This window comes from Neorhizobium tunisiense (assembly GCF_039631515.1).
Classification (GTDB): domain Bacteria; phylum Pseudomonadota; class Alphaproteobacteria; order Rhizobiales; family Rhizobiaceae; genus Neorhizobium.
In genome coordinates this window covers 600664-617435 of sequence record NZ_JBDIUU010000001.1, presented here as the reverse complement: position 1 = coordinate 617435, position 16772 = coordinate 600664, and the positions used below count along the sequence as shown (strand labels likewise).

Sequence of the window (16772 nt, the reverse complement as noted above, 5' to 3'; positions counted from 1 at the left end):
CGAGCATGGATGCGACTGTTGTCGGCGCCCACTGGGAGAGCAATGCCGAGACCTGGACGATCTATTCGCGGGCCGGTTACGACAAATATCGGGATGCGCTGAACACGCCGGCCTTTCTCGACATGCTGCCGCCGGTTGCCGGATTGAAGGGCCTCGATCTCGGCTGCGGCGAGGGCACCAATACCCGCGACGTCGCCCGGCGCGGGGCGGAGATGACCGGCCTCGACATCGCCCCGACCTTCATCCGCTATGCCCGCGAAACCGAGGAGAGCGAACCGCTCGGCATCACTTATGTGCTCGGCGACGGGCAGGGGATTGATTTTCCGGACGAGAGCTTCGATTTCGTCACCGCCTTCATGTCGATGATGGACATGGCCGACCAGCGCGAGGTGCTGAAGGGCGTTTATCGCGTCCTGAAGCCCGGCGGTTTCCTGCAGTTCTCGATCCTGCATCCCTGCTTCGTGCCGCCGACGCGCAAGAATATCCGCGATGATGCGGGCGAGGCGGTGGCCGTGCAGATCGCCGACTATTTCGACGAGACGGATCGGATCGAGCGCTGGCTGTTTTCCGAAATCCCCGCCGAGGAGCAGGCGAAGCTGACGCCCTTTTCGGTGCCGCGTTTCCACCGGACGCTGACCACCTGGGTTTCGATGATCGTCGAGGCGGGGCTGGTGATCGAGGCGTTTGGCGAGCCGATGGCGTCGGAAGAACTGGCGCTGGCAGAACCGGTCGTCGCCGATACCCGCGTTGCGCCGATCTTCCTGCATATCCGCGCCGGCAAGCCTTGAGACGAAAAAAGAGCGGCCGCGTTTCCACACGACCGCTCCATCGTGATCGTGGTGTTCAGTAGCGTGTCGCGACGAGCAGGTCTTCCTCCTCGTCCCGCTGACGGCCGCCGAGTGCGGCGGCGGCGCAGGAGATGAACGCGCCGACGAGCAGCGACAGCGAGCCGACCATTGCGGTCGTGGCGGCTGCCTTGCGGGCTTCGTCCGCGGCCTTCTGGGCGGCGACCTTGGCATCCTCGATCCGCTTCAGGACCGCATCGACGCGAGCGCGGGCATCCTGCGGCGAAAGGCCGGTACGGGCCGCGACGATCGTTGCCAGATAGGCCTTGTCGTCTTCCGGCACGCCGCCCTGGACGGCGCCGTTGAGCAGAATGCGCGACACTTCCGCGGTTGCCGCCCCATCGTCGTTCTGGGCGCGGGCCTGGGCCTGTTGTGGACGCAGGAGCGCATCGGTGAAATAGGACGTCGCCATGTCTGTGCTTCCCGACGCATCGCCGGAGGCGGACGCCGCCGCTGCCGATCCCGCAACTCCGGCGGTTGCCGCCGCCGAACCCACGGCCTGTGCGCCGGCGCCGACGAGCGAGCCGAGCGACGAGGCCAGGAAGCCCGCGACGAAGACCGTCGCCACGGCCCAGGATACGAAACCATGGGCGGTATCGCGGAAGAATACCTCGTCGGTGTGAACGGCGGCCCATTTGGTGCGCAGCCGGCCGGTCAGATATCCGCCGAGCGCTGCCGACAGCCATTGCACCACCACCAGCCAGATTGCCGCGCTGATGCCGACGGTGGCGGCCGAACTGCTTTCACCCGACCAGGGGGAGACCATGGTGAGACCGAGACCGGAGCCGAAAAGGATGAGGATGAGGCTGATACCGGTGGCAGCTACCGCGCCGCCGAAAATCGGCCCCCACGCGATCGCGGATTTCGACGATTCCACGGGAGTTGCGACCGCGGAGCCTATGGATGAAATGGGCATTTCCCGCCTCCTCAACGCATGAAGAGAACGAGAAGGATGACGATCGGCAGCGGGATGCCGAGAAGCCAGAGCAGAATGCCGCGTCCCATGGTGAACCTCCTGAAAGATAAGGGTTTGTTGGTTTGAAATTGCGCTCTTCCAACACGCCGGCTGCCCATTGGTTCCTGACCTGTGAATATTTAGGGTTTTTCGCAACCGCCGGATGGTTTGCCGGCCGCCGGCACGACGTGCGGCGGCGCTTGCGAACGGCTCGGCCGGATTCCGAGGGGTCACTAAACCGTGAGCCTGTAACCGGGGCGCGAGCCCGCGCGAATGAAGCTGCGATGGCAATGCTGCAAGGAGCATCCCCGTGAAAAACCTGAATTCGTTCCGTATCGCGATCGCCGCCGCATCGCTTGGCCTGATCGGCGCCGCCCCTGCCTTGGCCGGCGCGCAAAATCCGGTCGTGGTCGAGTTGTTCACCAGCCAGGGCTGCTCGTCCTGTCCGCCCGCCAATGCCAATCTGGTCAAGCTGAGCGGCGATCCCAACATCCTGGCGCTCAGCTTCGCCGTGACCTACTGGGATTATCTCGGCTGGAAAGACATCTTCGGCCGCGAGGAATTCACCCGGCGCCAGGTGACCTACGAGCCGGCGCTGGGGCATTCGAGCCCGTTCACGCCGCAGATGGTCATCAATGGCCGCACCTCGACAGTCGGCCAGGATCTCGGCGAGGTTCGCGGGCTGATCGCCGCCGAAAAGCCGCTCGCCGGGCCTGCGGTCAGCCTGAAGGGCGATACGGTCTCGATCGACGGCGGCGGCAAACCCGGTTCGACCGCTGATATCTGGCTGGTCCGTTACGATGCGGGCCTCGTGAAGGTTCCTGTCGCCCGCGGCGAAAACGCCGGCGAGACCTTGCCGCACGCGCATGTGGTGCGCGAACTGACGCATCTCGGGTTCTGGAACGGCAAGGCGCAAAGCCTGCCGGTCGCTTCGGGAAAATCCGGCCAGAAACGGGCTGTCATCGTTCAGGAACGCAACGGCGGCCAGATTCTCGCGGCTGCAACGGATTGAGGAGGAGCGGGTGGACGGTTTCATCAGACACACTCATCCCCTGGCGATCCTCGGTTCCCTTTCGTGATCCTCGGGCGAGCAAAACGAGACCCGAGGATCGGACGGGGCGCTGAAAGCTGCCTCGTAAGGTAGGTAATAAGTGACACCTCCCAGCGCCTCGTTCGGCGGTTTTTATCCGCGACTCCGGTTCCTCTCTCGACACTGTTACACTTGTTGATCGCGTGGCCCGCGGAAGCGGTCGGCAAGTTAAGGAAGTGTTTATGAATTCGTGAAAAATGAATGGATACTTGCCGGCAGTCCGGGCCTGAGGGGCTTGGGTGGTGTGACCGTGACTGCCGCGCGGTGCGTAACCTTTGAGTAACCGCCTGCATGTGTTCGCGACGCAGGTGCTGTACGGAGTAAAGCCAAGACCATGAACAAGAAGCCCTTCGCCCTGGCGATCTTCGCCGCATTCGCTGCCACGCCCCTCTGGGCTGCCGACCTTACCTCCTATTCCGAACCTCCGGCCTATAACGAACCTGCCGGCGCGCCGAAGGCCGGCTGGGGCGGTGCCTATGTCGGTGCCGATCTCGGCATGGCATCCCGCAAGCTGAACCCGTTCGATGGCGACAAGGGCCTCGTTCTCGGCGCTCACGGCGGTTACAACATGGACCTCGATTCCGGCGTCGTCGGCGCGGAAATCGAAGCCTCCCATCTCGGCAACGTGGAAAGCCGCGTGCCAGGCGGCAAGATCACTGAAAAGGGCCGCGTGGCCGCCAAGGCCAAGGCCGGCGTCGGCTTGAACCAGACGCTCGTCTACGGCACCGCCGGCGTCGCGCTCACCAGCTTCGGCGGCAAGAACGGTACGTCCGGTCCGGACGGCTGGAAGCCGGGCTGGGTCCTGGGCGCCGGCGTCGAGCAGAAGCTCACCGACAACCTGTCGGCCCGCTTCGAATACAATTACACCATGACCAATGACGTCCGTAGCTCGTCGGGCGGTGTTTCCTCCCGCACCGATGTGCGGGATCAGACGCTCAAGGCTGGCGTGAACTACAAGTTCTAGTGCCGCAGACTCTCCGGATCCATCGGATCTGGAGACGGTATCGTTGCGGTTCGACAATCTGCAAAGCGCCGTATGCCGGGAGGCGTACGGCGCTGCCGGTTTCGACGGGAAGCTCTCAGAGAGCCGCGTCCGTATCGAGTTGGTCACGGACCTGGTCGATCTTGCCGACTGCGGGGCCTACTCCAAGCTGGTCCTGCGCCCATCCGAAGGCCTCGTCGCTCACCGGGGCGCCCGCGAAATCCTCCAGCGCATCGCGCAGCGCAGCTTCGCCGAGCTCGGGATCCGTGACGGCAGGATCGATGCCGTTTGTCAGTTCGTACTGGGCATAGGCCTTCACGTAGGCCGAGAGCGAGGCCATCCGCGGATCGCTTGTGTTGAGATAGGCGTGGTAATTGCGCTTCAGGGAGCTGAGGCCTGCCACTTTTGCGGCCTGCGGCTTGGCTTTCTCCGCTGGCGTTGCTTTGGAGACCTTGCGGTCGGCATCCTTCTTCGCCCGCTCCTTGCCGGAGCCGAGACTGGCCGACGTCGACCGGCTCTTGCCGGATTGGCCGTGGTTCGAGAGATTGTCGCGATCGGCGCCGCCGTTTCCACCGCCATGGCCGCCACCATTACCGCCGCCGTTGCCGCCGCCATTTCCGTCTTTGGCGAAAGCGAGGTCTGAAAATCCGGTTACCCCGCCGACGGAGACTGCAGCAAGCGCCAGGACAACGATGCCGTTCTTGAGGACCTTGTTCATATTTACCGATCTCCATATGCCCTGCCCAAGCCGGGAGACGCTCCGCGCTTGGGTGCTTTTCAGATTCCGCGCATTCTGGAGCAGCGGCCGATATAAATCCATGGGATTAGGACCAATGAGCCTGCATTCGGGACCAAGGTCCGGTGGGGTGGGGACCTTGGTCTCATGGGGGCGAGCGGGGCGAAGCAGGCAGGTGGGCTGTTTGTTGACGGGAGATGAGCTCCCCTCCCTCATCCCTGTGCTCGTCACAGGGATCCAGCCGCCGCGCGTCTGCACGGCGGGAAGGGACGTCTCCGTCTCTCGCGTTGCCAAATTTGAAGAGAGTCTGTCGCGCCGCAGACGCGGCGCTGCTGGATTCCTGTGACAAGCACAGGAATGAGGATGTACCAAGTTGGCTGGGTGCCTCAAGAGAGACCGACACCCGACCGCTCAGACCGGGCTACACGTCATGCCGTTCCGTTTGGCATTGGCAATGCAGTCGCTTTATTCACGTAAGATTCCGTCGAGGCCCCGACGACCTTGCCATTGGATGCTGTACGCTTCCAACGCCACTGGGTGCCGCTCTGGTAAATCTCCCAGGTGTCACCATTCGTATCCCTGCACGCCGCCATATCCGTCCTCCCGTCGCTAGACGAGGGAATAGCTAAGCGATTCCGATGCGTGGCTCTACGAACCGACCACAGCCACAGATGGTTTTTTTGAGGTTGGCTGGTTGCTGGGCAGCGATGCCTCGTCTCACGCTGCTTCATCATTTTGCCGCAACGGTGCCGCAGATTTTTCAGGTGAGGGATTTGCGGTTGGCGCAGATGTCGGGCCCCTCTCTTGGAATTTCTAACACTTAGCTGCGCTAAGATGTTGAAATTCCTATCTCCCCGACAGGGGGGATAGGGCGTCTGCTGCCTGCAATTGCGGGCTATGAACTATGCAGCGCCTTTTACCAACGCCTTCGCCGTGCCTTCCGGGTCAACCGCAATCACCTTCAGATATGCCTTTGCCGGCTGGTCCGGTTCGGATCGGCCTTGCTCCCAGTCGCGCAACGTCCCGAGCGGGATCTGGTAGCGGCCGGAAAACTCTTCCTGGGTCAGGCCGAGTGCGCGTCGGATGACCTTGACCTGCGGCATGCGGGGAGCGGAGCGGAGCTGCTCGCTCGTCATAGGTGGGTTGTCCGGGTCCGCGAGCGCATTGGCTTCCGCTTCATCGTCGCTCATGGCGTCAAAGCGAGCCCAGTTCGATTGTTGTTTTTTATTACCTGGCATCGTCATACTCCCGACGCTCCGCCCGCGTTGTTTTTCTGGCCGATATGAGCCGGATCGTTTCACCGCGCTCGGTATAGATAACAGTCAGGAAGCGACCGTTGCCGAGTCCGATGATGCGTCGTCTGATCTCACCGTAATCCATCGATCTGTCTTCGGTATCGAAGGCGAATGGATCGCGAAAAACGGCAGTGGCCGCGGCAAAGCCAACGCCGTGTTTAGCGAGGTTTGCCGCAGCCTTCTGATCATCCCATTCGAAGTTTAGCATGGGAAACTACGGGTTTCCAGTAGTTTGTCGCTAGGAGTTGTCGGTATCCCGACCATCAGGCTCCGTCGCCACACCTTTAAACTTTCCGTCGGATTGCTTCACTTCCATGAAGTGGCCAGTGCGCTCATCGCGCTTCTGGAAATGCCCGTCAGGGCGTTCGAATTGAGTGCGTCCGGTAACCGCACCACGTCGAAAGTTATCACCAGTATTTCGTGCCATGATCATCTCCGATGGCTCTAAACTGCCAAAGCTACCTCGACTCTGATTTCTCAAATCCCATATATTAACCATGCTACAGGCAAGGGATGTGAGTCTCTTCGCCCCGCGTGAGCTTCGGCTTTTTCGCGGTATCCAAAGCCGGGGTCCAAGGACTCCGGCTTTGTCATTTCCAATGCACGCAAATCACTTCACCTGAGTCTCGTTTTGTTCTCTTTAGTAGTCCAGCCCGAAGTTTCCTTCGGGCTGTTTTCCTTCAGCTATTCACAAAAATCAGCTGCAACCGCTCGTCGCACCGCAAGTGTCGCACTTCTCGCAAGTCCCGTTCCGGACCATCGTGAAGTTCTGGCACTCGCCGCACATGTTGCCCGTATACCCCTGGGCAATCGAGCGCATGCGGCGTTCGTTTTCGACCTTCTTGGCTTCCGTCTTCGCCGTTGCTGCCTCGTCGGCGGCCTTGTCGGAGAAGAGGGCGGTGGTGGCCGCCTGTTCCTCGGCCAGTTCCTCGACGATCTCTTCGGCGAGTTCCTTGGCGCGCTCCTCATAGTCCCGCTTGAAGGAGACGATTTCGGAAGTGGAGATGGCGACCGTCGGTTCCAGCTTGCGGGCGGCGGCACCGGCAAAGGCGGTTACGTTGGTGCCGGTCGAAGCGCGGGCAGGGGCGGCGGTGGCTGCACCCTTGATGTCGGCTGCCGGGCGGTCGCCGCCGGTGCCGGAAACGAGGGTCGGCTTATAGCCGCGGGTCAGGCCCTTGGAGACCACGTCCGCCTTGCCTTCCGAGACGCCGCGGCCAAGCGCGGTGTTGGAAAAGTCCGACGTGTCGACATGCGCGAGGTCGTGGCGGCCGAGATAGGAGATCGCCAGTTCGCGGAACACGTAGTCGAGGATCGACGTGGCGTTCTTGATCGCGTCATTGCCCGTGACGATGCCGGCCGGTTCGAACTTGGTGAAGGTGAAGGCGTCGACATATTCCTCGAGCGGCACGCCATATTGCAGGCCGAGCGAGACGGAGATCGCGAAGTTGTTGATGAAGGCGCGTAGCGCCGACCCTTCCTTGTTCATGTCGAGGAAGATTTCGCCGAGGCGGCCGTCGTCGTATTCGCCGGTGCGCAGGAAGATCGTGTGTCCGCCGATCTTTGCCTTCTGGGTATAACCCTTGCGGCGGCCGGGCAGCTTTTCCTGGCTGCGGACGACCTTTTCGATGATCCGCTCGACGATCTTTTCGGTGATCGTCACGGCCTGGGCGGCTGCCGGCTGGGCCAGCAGTTCCTCGACGGCGTCTTCCGCGTCATCATCGGCAATCAGCGACGAGTTGAGCGGCTGGGAAAGCTTCGAGCCGTCGCGATAAAGCGCGTTGGCTTTCAGGCCGAGCTTCCAGGAGAGCATGTAGGCGGAACCGCAATCCTCAACGGTCGCGTCGTTCGGCATGTTGATCGTCTTGGAGATCGCACCCGAGATGAACGGCTGGGCGGCCGCCATCATGCGGATGTGGCTTTCGACCGAGAGGTAACGCTTGCCGATCTTGCCACAGGGATTGGCGCAATCGAAGACCGGAAGATGCTCGGCCTTCAGGAAGGGCGCGCCTTCCAGCGTCATCGCGCCGCAGACATGGATGTTGGCGGCTTCGATGTCCTTCTTCGAGAAGCCGATATGTTCGAGCAGGTTGAAGCTCATGTCGGCGAGCTGCTCGTCGGTGACCTTCAGCGTGTTCTTCAGGAAGTCGGCGCCAAGCGTCCACTGGTTGAAGACGAACTTGATGTCGAAGGCAGCCTTGGTGGCGCCGTTGATGGCTTCGATCTTGTCGTCGGTGAAGCCCTTGGCGCGCAGCGAGCCGGGGTTGATGCCGGGCGCCTGGTTGAGGTTGCCGTGGCCGACGGCATAGGCCTCGATCTCGGCGATCTGGCTTTCCGAATAACCCAGCGTGCGCAACGCTTCCGGAACGGCGCGGTTGATGATCTTCCAGTAGCCGCCGCCGGCAAGTTTCTTGAACTTGACGAGCGCGAAATCGGGCTCGATGCCGGTCGTGTCGCAATCCATCACGAGGCCGATCGTACCGGTCGGGGCGATGACCGAGACCTGGGCGTTGCGGTAGCCGTGCTGTTCGCCGAGCGCGAGCGCCTTGTCCCAGGCAGCCTTGGCATGGGCGACGAGATCCTGGTCGGGGTTTTCCGAATGGATCAGGGCGACCGGGTTGACCGAGAGCGCCTCATAACCGGAGGTCTCGCCATGGGCGGCGCGGCGATGGTTGCGGATGACCCGCAGCATGCTGTCGCGGTTCGGGGCATAGTTCGGGAAGGGGCCGAGCTCGGAGGCGATTTCGGCCGAGGTCGCATAGGAAATGCCGGTCATGATCGCGGTCAGCGAGCCGGCGATGGCACGGCCTTCCGGAGAGTCATAGGCGATGCCGGTCGACATCAAGAGGCCGCCGATATTGGCGTAGCCGAGGCCGAGCGTGCGGTACTGGTAGGAGAGTTCGGCGATCTGGCGCGAGGGGAACTGCGCCATCATCACCGAGATTTCGAGCACGACGGTCCACAGGCGGGTCGCATGTTCGTAGTCGGCGATGTTGATGCGGGCAGTCGTCTTGTCCTTGAACTGCAGCAGGTTCATGGAGGCGAGGTTGCAGGCCGTGTCGTCGAGGAACATGTATTCCGAGCACGGGTTCGAGCCGCGGATCGGGCCGCCGGCCGGCGATGTGTGCCAGTCGTTCATCGTCGAGTTGAAGTGGATGCCCGGATCGGCGGACGCCCAGGCGGCGTAGGAGATCTGTTCCCAGAGGTCCTTGGCCTTCAGCGTCTTCATCACCCTTCCGTCCTTGCGGGCGGTGAGGTTCCAGTCACCATCCTGCTCCACGGCGCGCAAAAAGTCGTCCTTCAGCGAGACGGAGTTGTTGGAGTTCTGGCCGGAGACGGTGAGGTAGGCTTCCGAATCCCAGTCCGTGTCATAGGTCTTGAATTCCAGGTCCTTGTAGCCCTGGCGGGCGAACTGGATGACGCGGCCGATATAGTTTTCCGGAACCTGGTCCTTCTTGGCGGCCTTGATTTCGCGCTTGAGGGCAGGGTTCTTCAAGGGATCGTAGCAATCGTCGCCGCCACCGCCTTCGCAGTTGAGGCAGGCCTTCATGATCGCCTTGAGGTGCTTGGAGACGATCTTCGAGCCGGTGACGAGGGCCGCCACCTTCTGCTCTTCCTTGACCTTCCAGTTGATGTATTCCTCGATATCCGGATGGTCGATATCGACCACGACCATCTTGGCGGCGCGGCGGGTGGTGCCGCCCGACTTGATGGCGCCCGCCGCGCGGTCACCGATTTTCAGGAAGCTCATGAGGCCGGAAGAACGACCGCCGCCGGACAGCTTTTCGCCTTCGCCGCGCAGCATCGAGAAGTTGGAGCCGGTGCCGGAGCCGTATTTGAAGAGGCGCGCCTCGCGCACCCACAGGTCCATGATGCCGCCTTCGTTGACGAGATCGTCCTCGACCGACTGGATGAAGCAGGCATGCGGCTGCGGATGCTCATAGGCCGACTTGGACTTGGTGAGCTTGCCGGTGAACGGGTCGACATAGAAATGGCCTTGGCCGGGGCCGTCGATGCTATAGGCCCAGTGCAGGCCGGTATTGAACCACTGCGGGGAATTCGGCGCGACGCGCTGGGTGGCGAGCATATAGGCAAGCTCGTCCATGAAGGCGGCCGCGTCTTCTTCGGAGGTGAAATAACCGCCCTTCCAGCCCCAATAGGTCCAGGTGCCGGCAAGACGGGAGAAAACCTGACGCGCATCGGTTTCGGAACCGTACTGCTCTTCCTTCGGCAGCGCCTTCATCGCTTCCGTGTCAGCGACGGAGCGCCACAGGAAGGAGGGGACGTCATTCTCTTCGACCTTTTTCAGAATCTTGGGAACGCCGGCCTTGCGGAAATATTTTTGGGCCAGAACGTCCGTCGCGACCTGGGAGAACTGCGCCGGCACGTCGATGTCGGCAAGCCGGAAGACGATCGAGCCGTCCGGATTGCGGATCTCGCTGATCCCCTTGCGGAATTCGATTTCCCCGTAAGCGCCTGTGGCCGGCTTGGTGAAACGACGTTCGATGCGCATTGCCTTAAATCCCTCGTCAGTTGGCGCCCGTTGGTAAGGCGCAGATGTGCCGCTCCAGCCCACACGTTCGACGCGCGCAGCCGGTTGAATGTTCCCGATCCCAGGTGATCATCCGTAGATGCCAACCTGTATGTTGTGGTGATAACGGCTGCAACACTACTACATATAGTATTAACAGAATCTTTCCGCCAGTCCCAACCGTTGTTCCGGAGCGGAAAATCGAGCACGCACGGAGACCGTTCTTGCAGCCCGCCCCTCATAGCCGGACTGCATGGTCTTTTCCCGTCAAACTCGAAGAAGAACCGGCCTCGTAATTCCGGTCCAGTCGCCGCCGCAACGTAAGGAACACTGTCGGACGACCCGAGAGATTCGTCAAGGCGTAGATCGCTACGCTTTTATAACCACAAGATATTGTGCCTATCAGGCTGTGGATAACGGGGATGGAAAAATAGCCAAGGAATCTCAGGCAGTTGCGAGGATGGCTTGAAGCTTGCGTAGGAAGGTGCCGAAATATTTCGTGACAGCCATACCCTACGACAAACCCGGCTCGGCGGGGTTTTGAAGGTCCGGCCGTACCATATTGAGGCACTTCAAGAATCCACAGCCACTAGTAATAGATCAGCCCGCGCCGGTTTTGGACCGCGCGGGCTGATGACAAATACCGGGATTTTTGGAAGGGGCTGACGAGAATCAGTCCTTGGCGAACGGCCCCTGACGGGGTGGAGCTCCGTCCAGGAAACAGACTCAGGCGTCTTGACTGGCTTAGGCCCAAGAACGCTGGCCGCTTAGAGGACGTTTGCCGAACACGTTCGTCATCGGCGGGTCCAGAGTCTGGTTTATGTGTCCCGGCGCTGCGGCCTCAACGGTGCCACAGCGCCGAAGCAATCTCGCCCGGCTCAGAGAGAATCGACGTTTATCCCGATCGTCACGGCGCCGATCGGCGTTCCGCTCTCGTCGGAAATCGTCACGCTTGCCTGCGATTGCAGCGTCTGGGACGATTCGTCCTTTTCGACCTCGTCGACGAAGAGCGCGTTCTTGCCGGCACCGAAGGACTTCTTGAACTTTGCCTCGTCGCCCTGCCAATAGTCGGAGGTTATGTCGCTCTGGCCGACATTGAGGCCCTTGGCGTCCATGACGAAGATTTCCGTAATCGCCCCTTCGGACTTTTCCTTCTTCTCCACGAGAAGTTTCGACAAGGCGTTGTTCAGCACGCTGTCGATGGTCGCACGATTGGAGCTGTCGACCTCGGCGCGCCATTTCTTGTCGAGCGCCAGGATATCGGCGTCGCTCAGCTTGGCATTGGTCGCATTCTGGGCCTTGATCGCCGAGATGACCACGGTGTCGGTGAGCCAGGGCTTTACTTTAGCGGTGACATATTCGGTCACCGGCGCGACGTGGGCCTCCTCCGCCAGAGCCGTGCCAAGGGGCAGGGCGAGTACGGTGCTGCCGAGAAGGAGCATGACGATGATTTTATGCATAGATGTTTCCCTTCCATAGGTTGCTGACGTTTATGAGGTCATGCCGCCGCAGAGGCGTCTTCAGGACGCTTGTCTGAACGGAGCGGCAAAGCTGGCTCTTTCGTCGGAGAGAGATTGATGCCTCCCCGATCCGGGATGGACCTGGGCGCCATTCCCGGCTGGTTGTCCGACGATGAAACTGCTGGCCGAACTCAGCAGCAGACGGCCTTGAGAAAGCAGTTCCTGGCAGGCGGCATTGGTTTCTTCCACCATTGCCGCATTCTGCTGCGTCGCGTGATCCATCTGATTGATGGCGGTGTTGATCTCCTGCAGACCCATGGCCTGTTCCCGATAGGACTGGACGATCGAAACGATGCTGTCGCTGATGCGGTTGATCTGGTCGCCGATCTGGAGAAGGGCGTCGCCCGTGTCGTTGACAAGCCCGACGCCGGCAGCGACCTCTTGATTGGAGCTGGTGATCAGAACCTTGATTTCCTTGGCCGCATTGGCCGATCTTTGGGCCAGCTCGCGCACTTCCTGAGCAACGACTGCAAAACCCTTGCCGGCCTCGCCCGCGCGGGCCGCCTCGACGCCGGCATTCAGCGCCAGGAGATTGGTCTGGAAGGCGATCTCGTCGATGACGCCGATGATGTGGCCGATCTGGCTGGACGAGGCCTGGATACGGTCCATCGCGCCGATCGCATTGCGGACGACGGTTGCCGACGAATGAGCACCCTTCTTCGTCTCCTCGACGAGGTGCCCGGCGCTCTCGGCCTTCTGTGAAGAGGTTTTGACCGTTGTTGTGACCTGGCCAAGGGAGGCGGCGGTCTCCTGAAGAGCCGCGGCCTGCCGTTCCGTGCGCTGGGCCAGCTGGTCGGCGGCGCCGGCAAGCTCGCTGGAGCGATCTTCCACCTGGTGAGAGGCTTCCTTGATCTCCGTCAGGGCGGCGGCAACCGCCTCGACCATGTTGTTGAAGTCCTGCTGCAGTTTTTCGAAATCCGGGCCGAGACCATCGAGATGAGTCGAAAAGTCGCCTCCGGCAAGCCTCTCCAGCGCGTGTCCGAGCTGTGCCATGACGGCCCGTTGCGTGTTGCTGGTTTCCTCGGTGATCCTCGTATTGCGGGCGCGTTCCTCGTCAAGCGACTGGCGCTGTTCGGCGGCGATACGCTCTTCTTCGACCTTCGCAATAGCCTCGCCGCGGAACACTTCCAGCGCGCGCGAGAGAACGCCTATCTCGTCGCCATTGCGCTGGTATTCGACCGGGGAGGTGAGGTCGCCGGCTTGCAAAGCGATGATGCGCGCACTGAGGTTCCTGACGGGGCGTCCGACAAGTCTGCGCATTGCAAAGAGGAAAGCTGTTACCGCTACGGTGATGACGAGCAATTGGATAAGCAGCGTATTCAAAACCTCCTGCTGTGCCGTGGCGAGGATTTTCGCCACCGACCAGGCGGTGAAGAGATAGCCTGTGACCTTGCCGGATTTGTCTGGAGGCAGGGGCACAATGATCCCGACCAGACCTCTGGAAGCCAGTGTCGTATCGACAACCGTTTCGTCGGGTTTCCGACTGATCGCCTGGGCCAATTCGGCGGAGGACAGGACGCCTGGCACGCCTTCGCGTGCCCAGATGTCGACCGGGGCGAGTTCGGCGTTGAACGCGGCGAACTGGACCAGGTTGAGTGCCGGATTGTCGCGCGACAAGGCGTAGGCTTCCCGCACCGCATTGACCTTGCCCCATTTCACGCCGCCGGCCGCAACCGATGCGAATTGCTCCGCGCCGCGTGACCACTGTGTCGTCGCCGTGCTGATCAGCAAGCGTGTTTCCGATATCCAGGTATAGGTTGCCAATGCGGAAACGCCGCAAATGTTGACCGCGACGATAAGCGCCGCCAGTTTGGTGGTGAGCGGCATCCTATTCAAAAAATCACGCATCCAGGGCCTCGATGTCATGCAGACGCGACCGGGAGATCCCAGTCTGGCGGATTGAACTCGGACATCGTACGCTGAGAGTATTACACGGCAGGCATCATGCCCGCGTCGCCATTGCCAGGCAAAGCCTACGGACGACAGTGTTCCTTCTTTATATGAAGAAAAAATAAAATTAGGACGCCCTCATGAGGAAAGCGGAGAAATATAGCGCCTGGGACGAAATCGGCGCGAATTCCTTGATGAATGCCAAATTCGAGCCGCGCGGAGGCCTCATCGAGCTCGGCGATGCCGAAATGAACTATTAACGGCAGTCCTTCCGAACGCGCCGAATCCGCCGCTGGCCCGCGCCCAAGCGCTCCTGCGGCGAGGGTTCCCTGCCGCTCCTTTTCCTGCCATCCACAAACCCGGCTCGCGCCCGCCTGAAACTGGCCGCTACAGGTTAGCCGCGGTCCGCCTTGGCGATCGGCTCCTGATAGGTGAAGCCCATGTCCCAGGGGAAATAGATCCAGGTGTCCTGGCTGACTTCGGTGACAAAAGTGTCGATGGTCGGCACGCCTGAGGGTTTCGCATAAACACAGGCGAAATGCGCCTTCGGCAACATGGTGCGCACTTCCGATGCCGTCTTGCCGGTATCGGTCAGGTCGTCGATCACGAGCACGCCGGCGCCTTCGTCGACCGTCAGTTCGGGGGTGATTCCCTTGAGCAGGTTCATCTCGCCCTGATTGACGTAGTCGTGGTAGGAGGCGATGCAGACCGTCTCGATCAGGCGGATATTGAGTTCGCGCGAAATGATCGCCGCCGGCACCAGGCCGCCGCGGGTGATACAGACGATCGCGCGGAAATCCTGTTTCAGGCCTGCAAGACGCCAGGCAAGCGCCCGGGCGTCGCGGTGGAATTGATCCCAGGAAACGGGGAAGGCTTTTTCGGGAAGAGACATGAGGCTGGCCACCATTAGCGAAAGCATGTTGTTGGCTCTCGCTAATAGCGGCAATTCGCCCGGTGACGCAAGGATTTGTCAGCGGGAAAGCAAAGTCAGCGCCGTCATCGAATCGAGCAGGCTGCGGGTGACGCCGCCGAACAGCATTTCCCACCAGCGCGAATGGCCATAGCCGCCCATCACCAGAAGATCCACGCTGCCTTCCGACAGGTGGTTCTCGATCGCCGCTGCCGCAGAGATGCCGCTCTTTCCCTGCGTCGACAGGGTCACGTTGACGCCGTGCCGGGCAAGGGTCGTCGCGATTTCGGCGCCTGCCATTTCCGGCGTCTGGCCGCCACGGTCGCTCGGATCGACGCAGAATACCTCGACGCTGTCGGCTGCTTTGAGGAACGGCATCGAATCGAAGGTCGCCCGCGCCGCTTCCCGCGACCCGTTCCACGCGACCATCACCCGCTTGATTGGCTGAGGCACTTTCATCGTATAGGGGACGAGCAGCATCGGCCGGCCGCTGTCGAACAGGAAAGTCTCCAGATCGGCGCGGTGATCGGCATGCGCCGGATCGCTCTGGCTGGCGAGGATCAGATCGACGGAGCGGGCGGTGTCCATCACCGAATGGGAGCCGTAACCCGCCGACGACATGAAACTGCGCCACTCGACGGAAAGCCCCTCGCGGGTCGATTGCCGCCTGAAGATCCGCTCCACCTCCGCCGTCTCTTTCTGCGCCGCCTCCTGCAGGATCTGCACGGCGGAAGGGTCCGGAATTTCCATCGGCGCGATCAGCGGCACGGCTGCCAGGGTTTCAGCGTGGACGCCGATCAGGTGGGCGGAGAAGCGTTCGGCGAGCGCGATCCCGTAATCGGTGATCGGCCGGGCGTTTTGAGGGGTGTCGAGAACGGCGAGAATGGTCTTGTAGGCCATGGCTGTATCTCCTCATCAACTGGTTCTGCGGAATTGGGAGCCAGTATCTGATAAATACGTGTGTCGCGCCTTGATCCCGGTCAAGGAGTGGCCGTCGATAGAAGGAAAGGCAGGGTGCCGCGGGTCAGGCATCCGCCGTCGGATTGGTGGCGATCTTGGCCCGGTCGATGCTGGCGATCATCTCCGCCACGGCTTGGGCGGCCGCGTCCAGGACCTGCGGGTCGCGGGCGCGCACGACGATCTCGGTCGAGAACCGCTGCCCGTCATATTTCGGATAGGAGCCGATGCTGGTCTCAGGATGAGCCTTCTGCACGGCCGACAGCAGCGTGCCGATATCGCCTTCGCCATAGGGGCAGGGCAGCGCCCGCGACAGCATTTTCGCGCCCGATCGCAGCATCGGCAGCACGTTGTCGACCATCGCCTGGAAGACCTGCGGCACGCCGGCCATCACATAGACATTGCCGATGATGAAGCCCGGTGCGGTCGAGACGGGGTTGGGGATATGTTTGGAGCCCTCGGGCATGCGGGCCATGCGCTGGCGGGCTTCGGTGAATTCCATCTCGCGGCGCTTGTACATGTCGGCGAGCAGCTTCATCGCATCGGGATCGTGGATGCAGGGTACCCCGAAAGCCTTCGAGATCGCATCGGCGGTGATGTCGTCATGGGTCGGGCCGATGCCGCCCGAGGTGAAGACGTAGTCGTAGCGGGAGCGCAGCGCATTCAGCGCCTCGACGATCGCATCCTCCTCGTCGGCAACGATCCGCACTTCCTTGAGGTCGATGCCGGAAAGCGTCAGGAGATCGGCGAGATGGCCGATATTCTTGTCCTTGGTCCGGCCCGACAAAAGTTCGTCGCCGATGGCGAGCATGGCGGCGGTGACGATCAAGGACGGTTGCGACGCTTCAGACATGGATATTCCTCCGTAAGTGCCACACTCCTAAGCCCAATTTTTTCAAGGCAGAAGCAATTTTGTCGTGAGGGACGCAGAAACCGCGTCTGTTACGAATTTATGATCCGCAAGCGAAATATCGTCTCCAGATGCTGAACAGTGCGTAGACCCGGCGAGGGCTGTCGTTCCCGCGTGAAGCCGTTACATGTGAGCTCGGTTCTGGCCGCAGACG

General features: G+C 61.4%; 14 protein-coding genes. 3 read left to right on the top strand and 11 right to left on the bottom strand.

Going from position 1 to position 16772, the window contains the following annotated elements; all coding sequences use genetic code 11:
• The first annotated feature begins 5 nt into the window (after positions 1 to 5).
• On the top strand, positions 6 to 788 hold the full coding sequence (locus ABCW43_RS03205; protein WP_345922101.1) for a class I SAM-dependent methyltransferase: 783 nt from the start codon (positions 6 to 8) through the stop codon (positions 786 to 788).
• A gap of 55 nt (positions 789 to 843) precedes the next feature.
• Here the strand turns inward: ABCW43_RS03205 and ABCW43_RS03200 are convergent, their stop codons facing one another.
• Positions 844 to 1761 (bottom strand): hypothetical protein, encoded by a 918-nt coding sequence (locus ABCW43_RS03200; RefSeq protein WP_345922100.1) that lies wholly within the window; start codon positions 1759 to 1761, stop codon positions 844 to 846.
• A 349-nt stretch (positions 1762 to 2110) separates the two neighbouring features.
• Between ABCW43_RS03200 and ABCW43_RS03195 the strand changes: the two genes are divergently transcribed.
• Both ABCW43_RS03195 and ABCW43_RS03190 read left to right on the top strand, forming a co-directional pair.
• Entirely contained in the window at positions 2111 to 2812 is a 702-nt protein-coding gene (locus ABCW43_RS03195; RefSeq protein WP_345922099.1) for a DUF1223 domain-containing protein, read from the top strand.
• Between the two features lie 412 nt (positions 2813 to 3224).
• On the top strand, positions 3225 to 3854 hold the full coding sequence (locus tag ABCW43_RS03190) for an outer membrane protein (RefSeq protein ID WP_345922098.1): 630 nt from the start codon (positions 3225 to 3227) through the stop codon (positions 3852 to 3854).
• 115 nt (positions 3855 to 3969) lie between these two features.
• Here the strand turns inward: ABCW43_RS03190 and ABCW43_RS03185 are convergent, their stop codons facing one another.
• From ABCW43_RS03185 to ABCW43_RS03140, 10 genes are all read right to left on the bottom strand, one after another.
• Complete coding sequence (locus ABCW43_RS03185) at positions 3970 to 4590, bottom strand: hypothetical protein (RefSeq protein WP_345922097.1); 621 nt, start codon at positions 4588 to 4590, stop codon at positions 3970 to 3972.
• 920 nt (positions 4591 to 5510) lie between these two features.
• Positions 5511 to 5852 (bottom strand): helix-turn-helix domain-containing protein, encoded by a 342-nt coding sequence (locus tag ABCW43_RS03180; protein WP_345922096.1) that lies wholly within the window; start codon positions 5850 to 5852, stop codon positions 5511 to 5513.
• Positions 5836 to 6111 carry a BrnT family toxin gene (locus tag ABCW43_RS03175; protein ID WP_345922095.1) on the bottom strand — a complete coding sequence of 92 codons (276 nt, stop codon included), beginning with the start codon at positions 6109 to 6111 and terminating at the stop codon, positions 5836 to 5838. Before ABCW43_RS03175 ends, ABCW43_RS03180 begins: the two co-directional genes overlap by 17 nt.
• A gap of 30 nt (positions 6112 to 6141) precedes the next feature.
• Positions 6142 to 6330 (bottom strand): hypothetical protein, encoded by a 189-nt coding sequence (locus tag ABCW43_RS03170; RefSeq protein WP_345922094.1) that lies wholly within the window; start codon positions 6328 to 6330, stop codon positions 6142 to 6144.
• 270 nt (positions 6331 to 6600) lie between these two features.
• The gene (locus ABCW43_RS03165) at positions 6601 to 10413 is read right to left on the bottom strand and encodes a vitamin B12-dependent ribonucleotide reductase (RefSeq protein WP_345922093.1); all 3813 of its coding nucleotides are present in this window, start codon (positions 10411 to 10413) and stop codon (positions 6601 to 6603) included.
• An 896-nt stretch (positions 10414 to 11309) separates the two neighbouring features.
• Positions 11310 to 11891 (bottom strand): hypothetical protein, encoded by a 582-nt coding sequence (locus ABCW43_RS03160; RefSeq protein WP_345922092.1) that lies wholly within the window; start codon positions 11889 to 11891, stop codon positions 11310 to 11312.
• A 60-nt stretch (positions 11892 to 11951) separates the two neighbouring features.
• Positions 11952 to 13799, bottom strand: coding sequence for a methyl-accepting chemotaxis protein (locus ABCW43_RS03155; RefSeq protein WP_345922091.1), 1848 nt, complete (start codon positions 13797 to 13799; stop codon positions 11952 to 11954).
• A gap of 436 nt (positions 13800 to 14235) precedes the next feature.
• Positions 14236 to 14733 (bottom strand): xanthine phosphoribosyltransferase, encoded by a 498-nt coding sequence (gene gpt, locus ABCW43_RS03150; protein ID WP_345922090.1) that lies wholly within the window; start codon positions 14731 to 14733, stop codon positions 14236 to 14238.
• Between the two features lie 78 nt (positions 14734 to 14811).
• Positions 14812 to 15651 (bottom strand): putative universal stress family protein, encoded by an 840-nt coding sequence (locus ABCW43_RS03145; protein ID WP_345922089.1) that lies wholly within the window; start codon positions 15649 to 15651, stop codon positions 14812 to 14814.
• 124 nt (positions 15652 to 15775) lie between these two features.
• Complete coding sequence (locus tag ABCW43_RS03140) at positions 15776 to 16561, bottom strand: competence/damage-inducible protein A (protein ID WP_345922088.1); 786 nt, start codon at positions 16559 to 16561, stop codon at positions 15776 to 15778.
• Between the last annotated feature and the right edge of the window lie 211 nt (positions 16562 to 16772).

Excerpts from the sequence above, each read along its gene's own strand:
- ABCW43_RS03205 (WP_345922101.1), top strand. The coding sequence starts at position 6 with ATGGATGCGACTGTTGTCGGCGCCCACTGGGAGAGCAATGCCGAGACC.
- ABCW43_RS03200 (WP_345922100.1), bottom strand. The coding sequence starts at position 1,761 with ATGCCCATTTCATCCATAGGCTCCGCGGTCGCAACTCCCGTGGAATCG.
- ABCW43_RS03190 (WP_345922098.1), top strand. The coding sequence starts at position 3,225 with ATGAACAAGAAGCCCTTCGCCCTGGCGATCTTCGCCGCATTCGCTGCC.
- ABCW43_RS03185 (WP_345922097.1), bottom strand. The coding sequence starts at position 4,590 with ATGAACAAGGTCCTCAAGAACGGCATCGTTGTCCTGGCGCTTGCTGCA.
- ABCW43_RS03180 (WP_345922096.1), bottom strand. The coding sequence starts at position 5,852 with ATGACGATGCCAGGTAATAAAAAACAACAATCGAACTGGGCTCGCTTT.
- ABCW43_RS03175 (WP_345922095.1), bottom strand. The coding sequence starts at position 6,111 with ATGCTAAACTTCGAATGGGATGATCAGAAGGCTGCGGCAAACCTCGCT.
- ABCW43_RS03170 (WP_345922094.1), bottom strand. The coding sequence starts at position 6,330 with ATGGCACGAAATACTGGTGATAACTTTCGACGTGGTGCGGTTACCGGA.
- ABCW43_RS03165 (WP_345922093.1), bottom strand. The coding sequence starts at position 10,413 with ATGCGCATCGAACGTCGTTTCACCAAGCCGGCCACAGGCGCTTACGGG.
- ABCW43_RS03160 (WP_345922092.1), bottom strand. The coding sequence starts at position 11,891 with ATGCATAAAATCATCGTCATGCTCCTTCTCGGCAGCACCGTACTCGCC.
- ABCW43_RS03155 (WP_345922091.1), bottom strand. The coding sequence starts at position 13,799 with ATGCGTGATTTTTTGAATAGGATGCCGCTCACCACCAAACTGGCGGCG.
- gpt (WP_345922090.1), bottom strand. The coding sequence starts at position 14,733 with ATGTCTCTTCCCGAAAAAGCCTTCCCCGTTTCCTGGGATCAATTCCAC.
- ABCW43_RS03145 (WP_345922089.1), bottom strand. The coding sequence starts at position 15,651 with ATGGCCTACAAGACCATTCTCGCCGTTCTCGACACCCCTCAAAACGCC.
- ABCW43_RS03140 (WP_345922088.1), bottom strand. The coding sequence starts at position 16,561 with ATGTCTGAAGCGTCGCAACCGTCCTTGATCGTCACCGCCGCCATGCTC.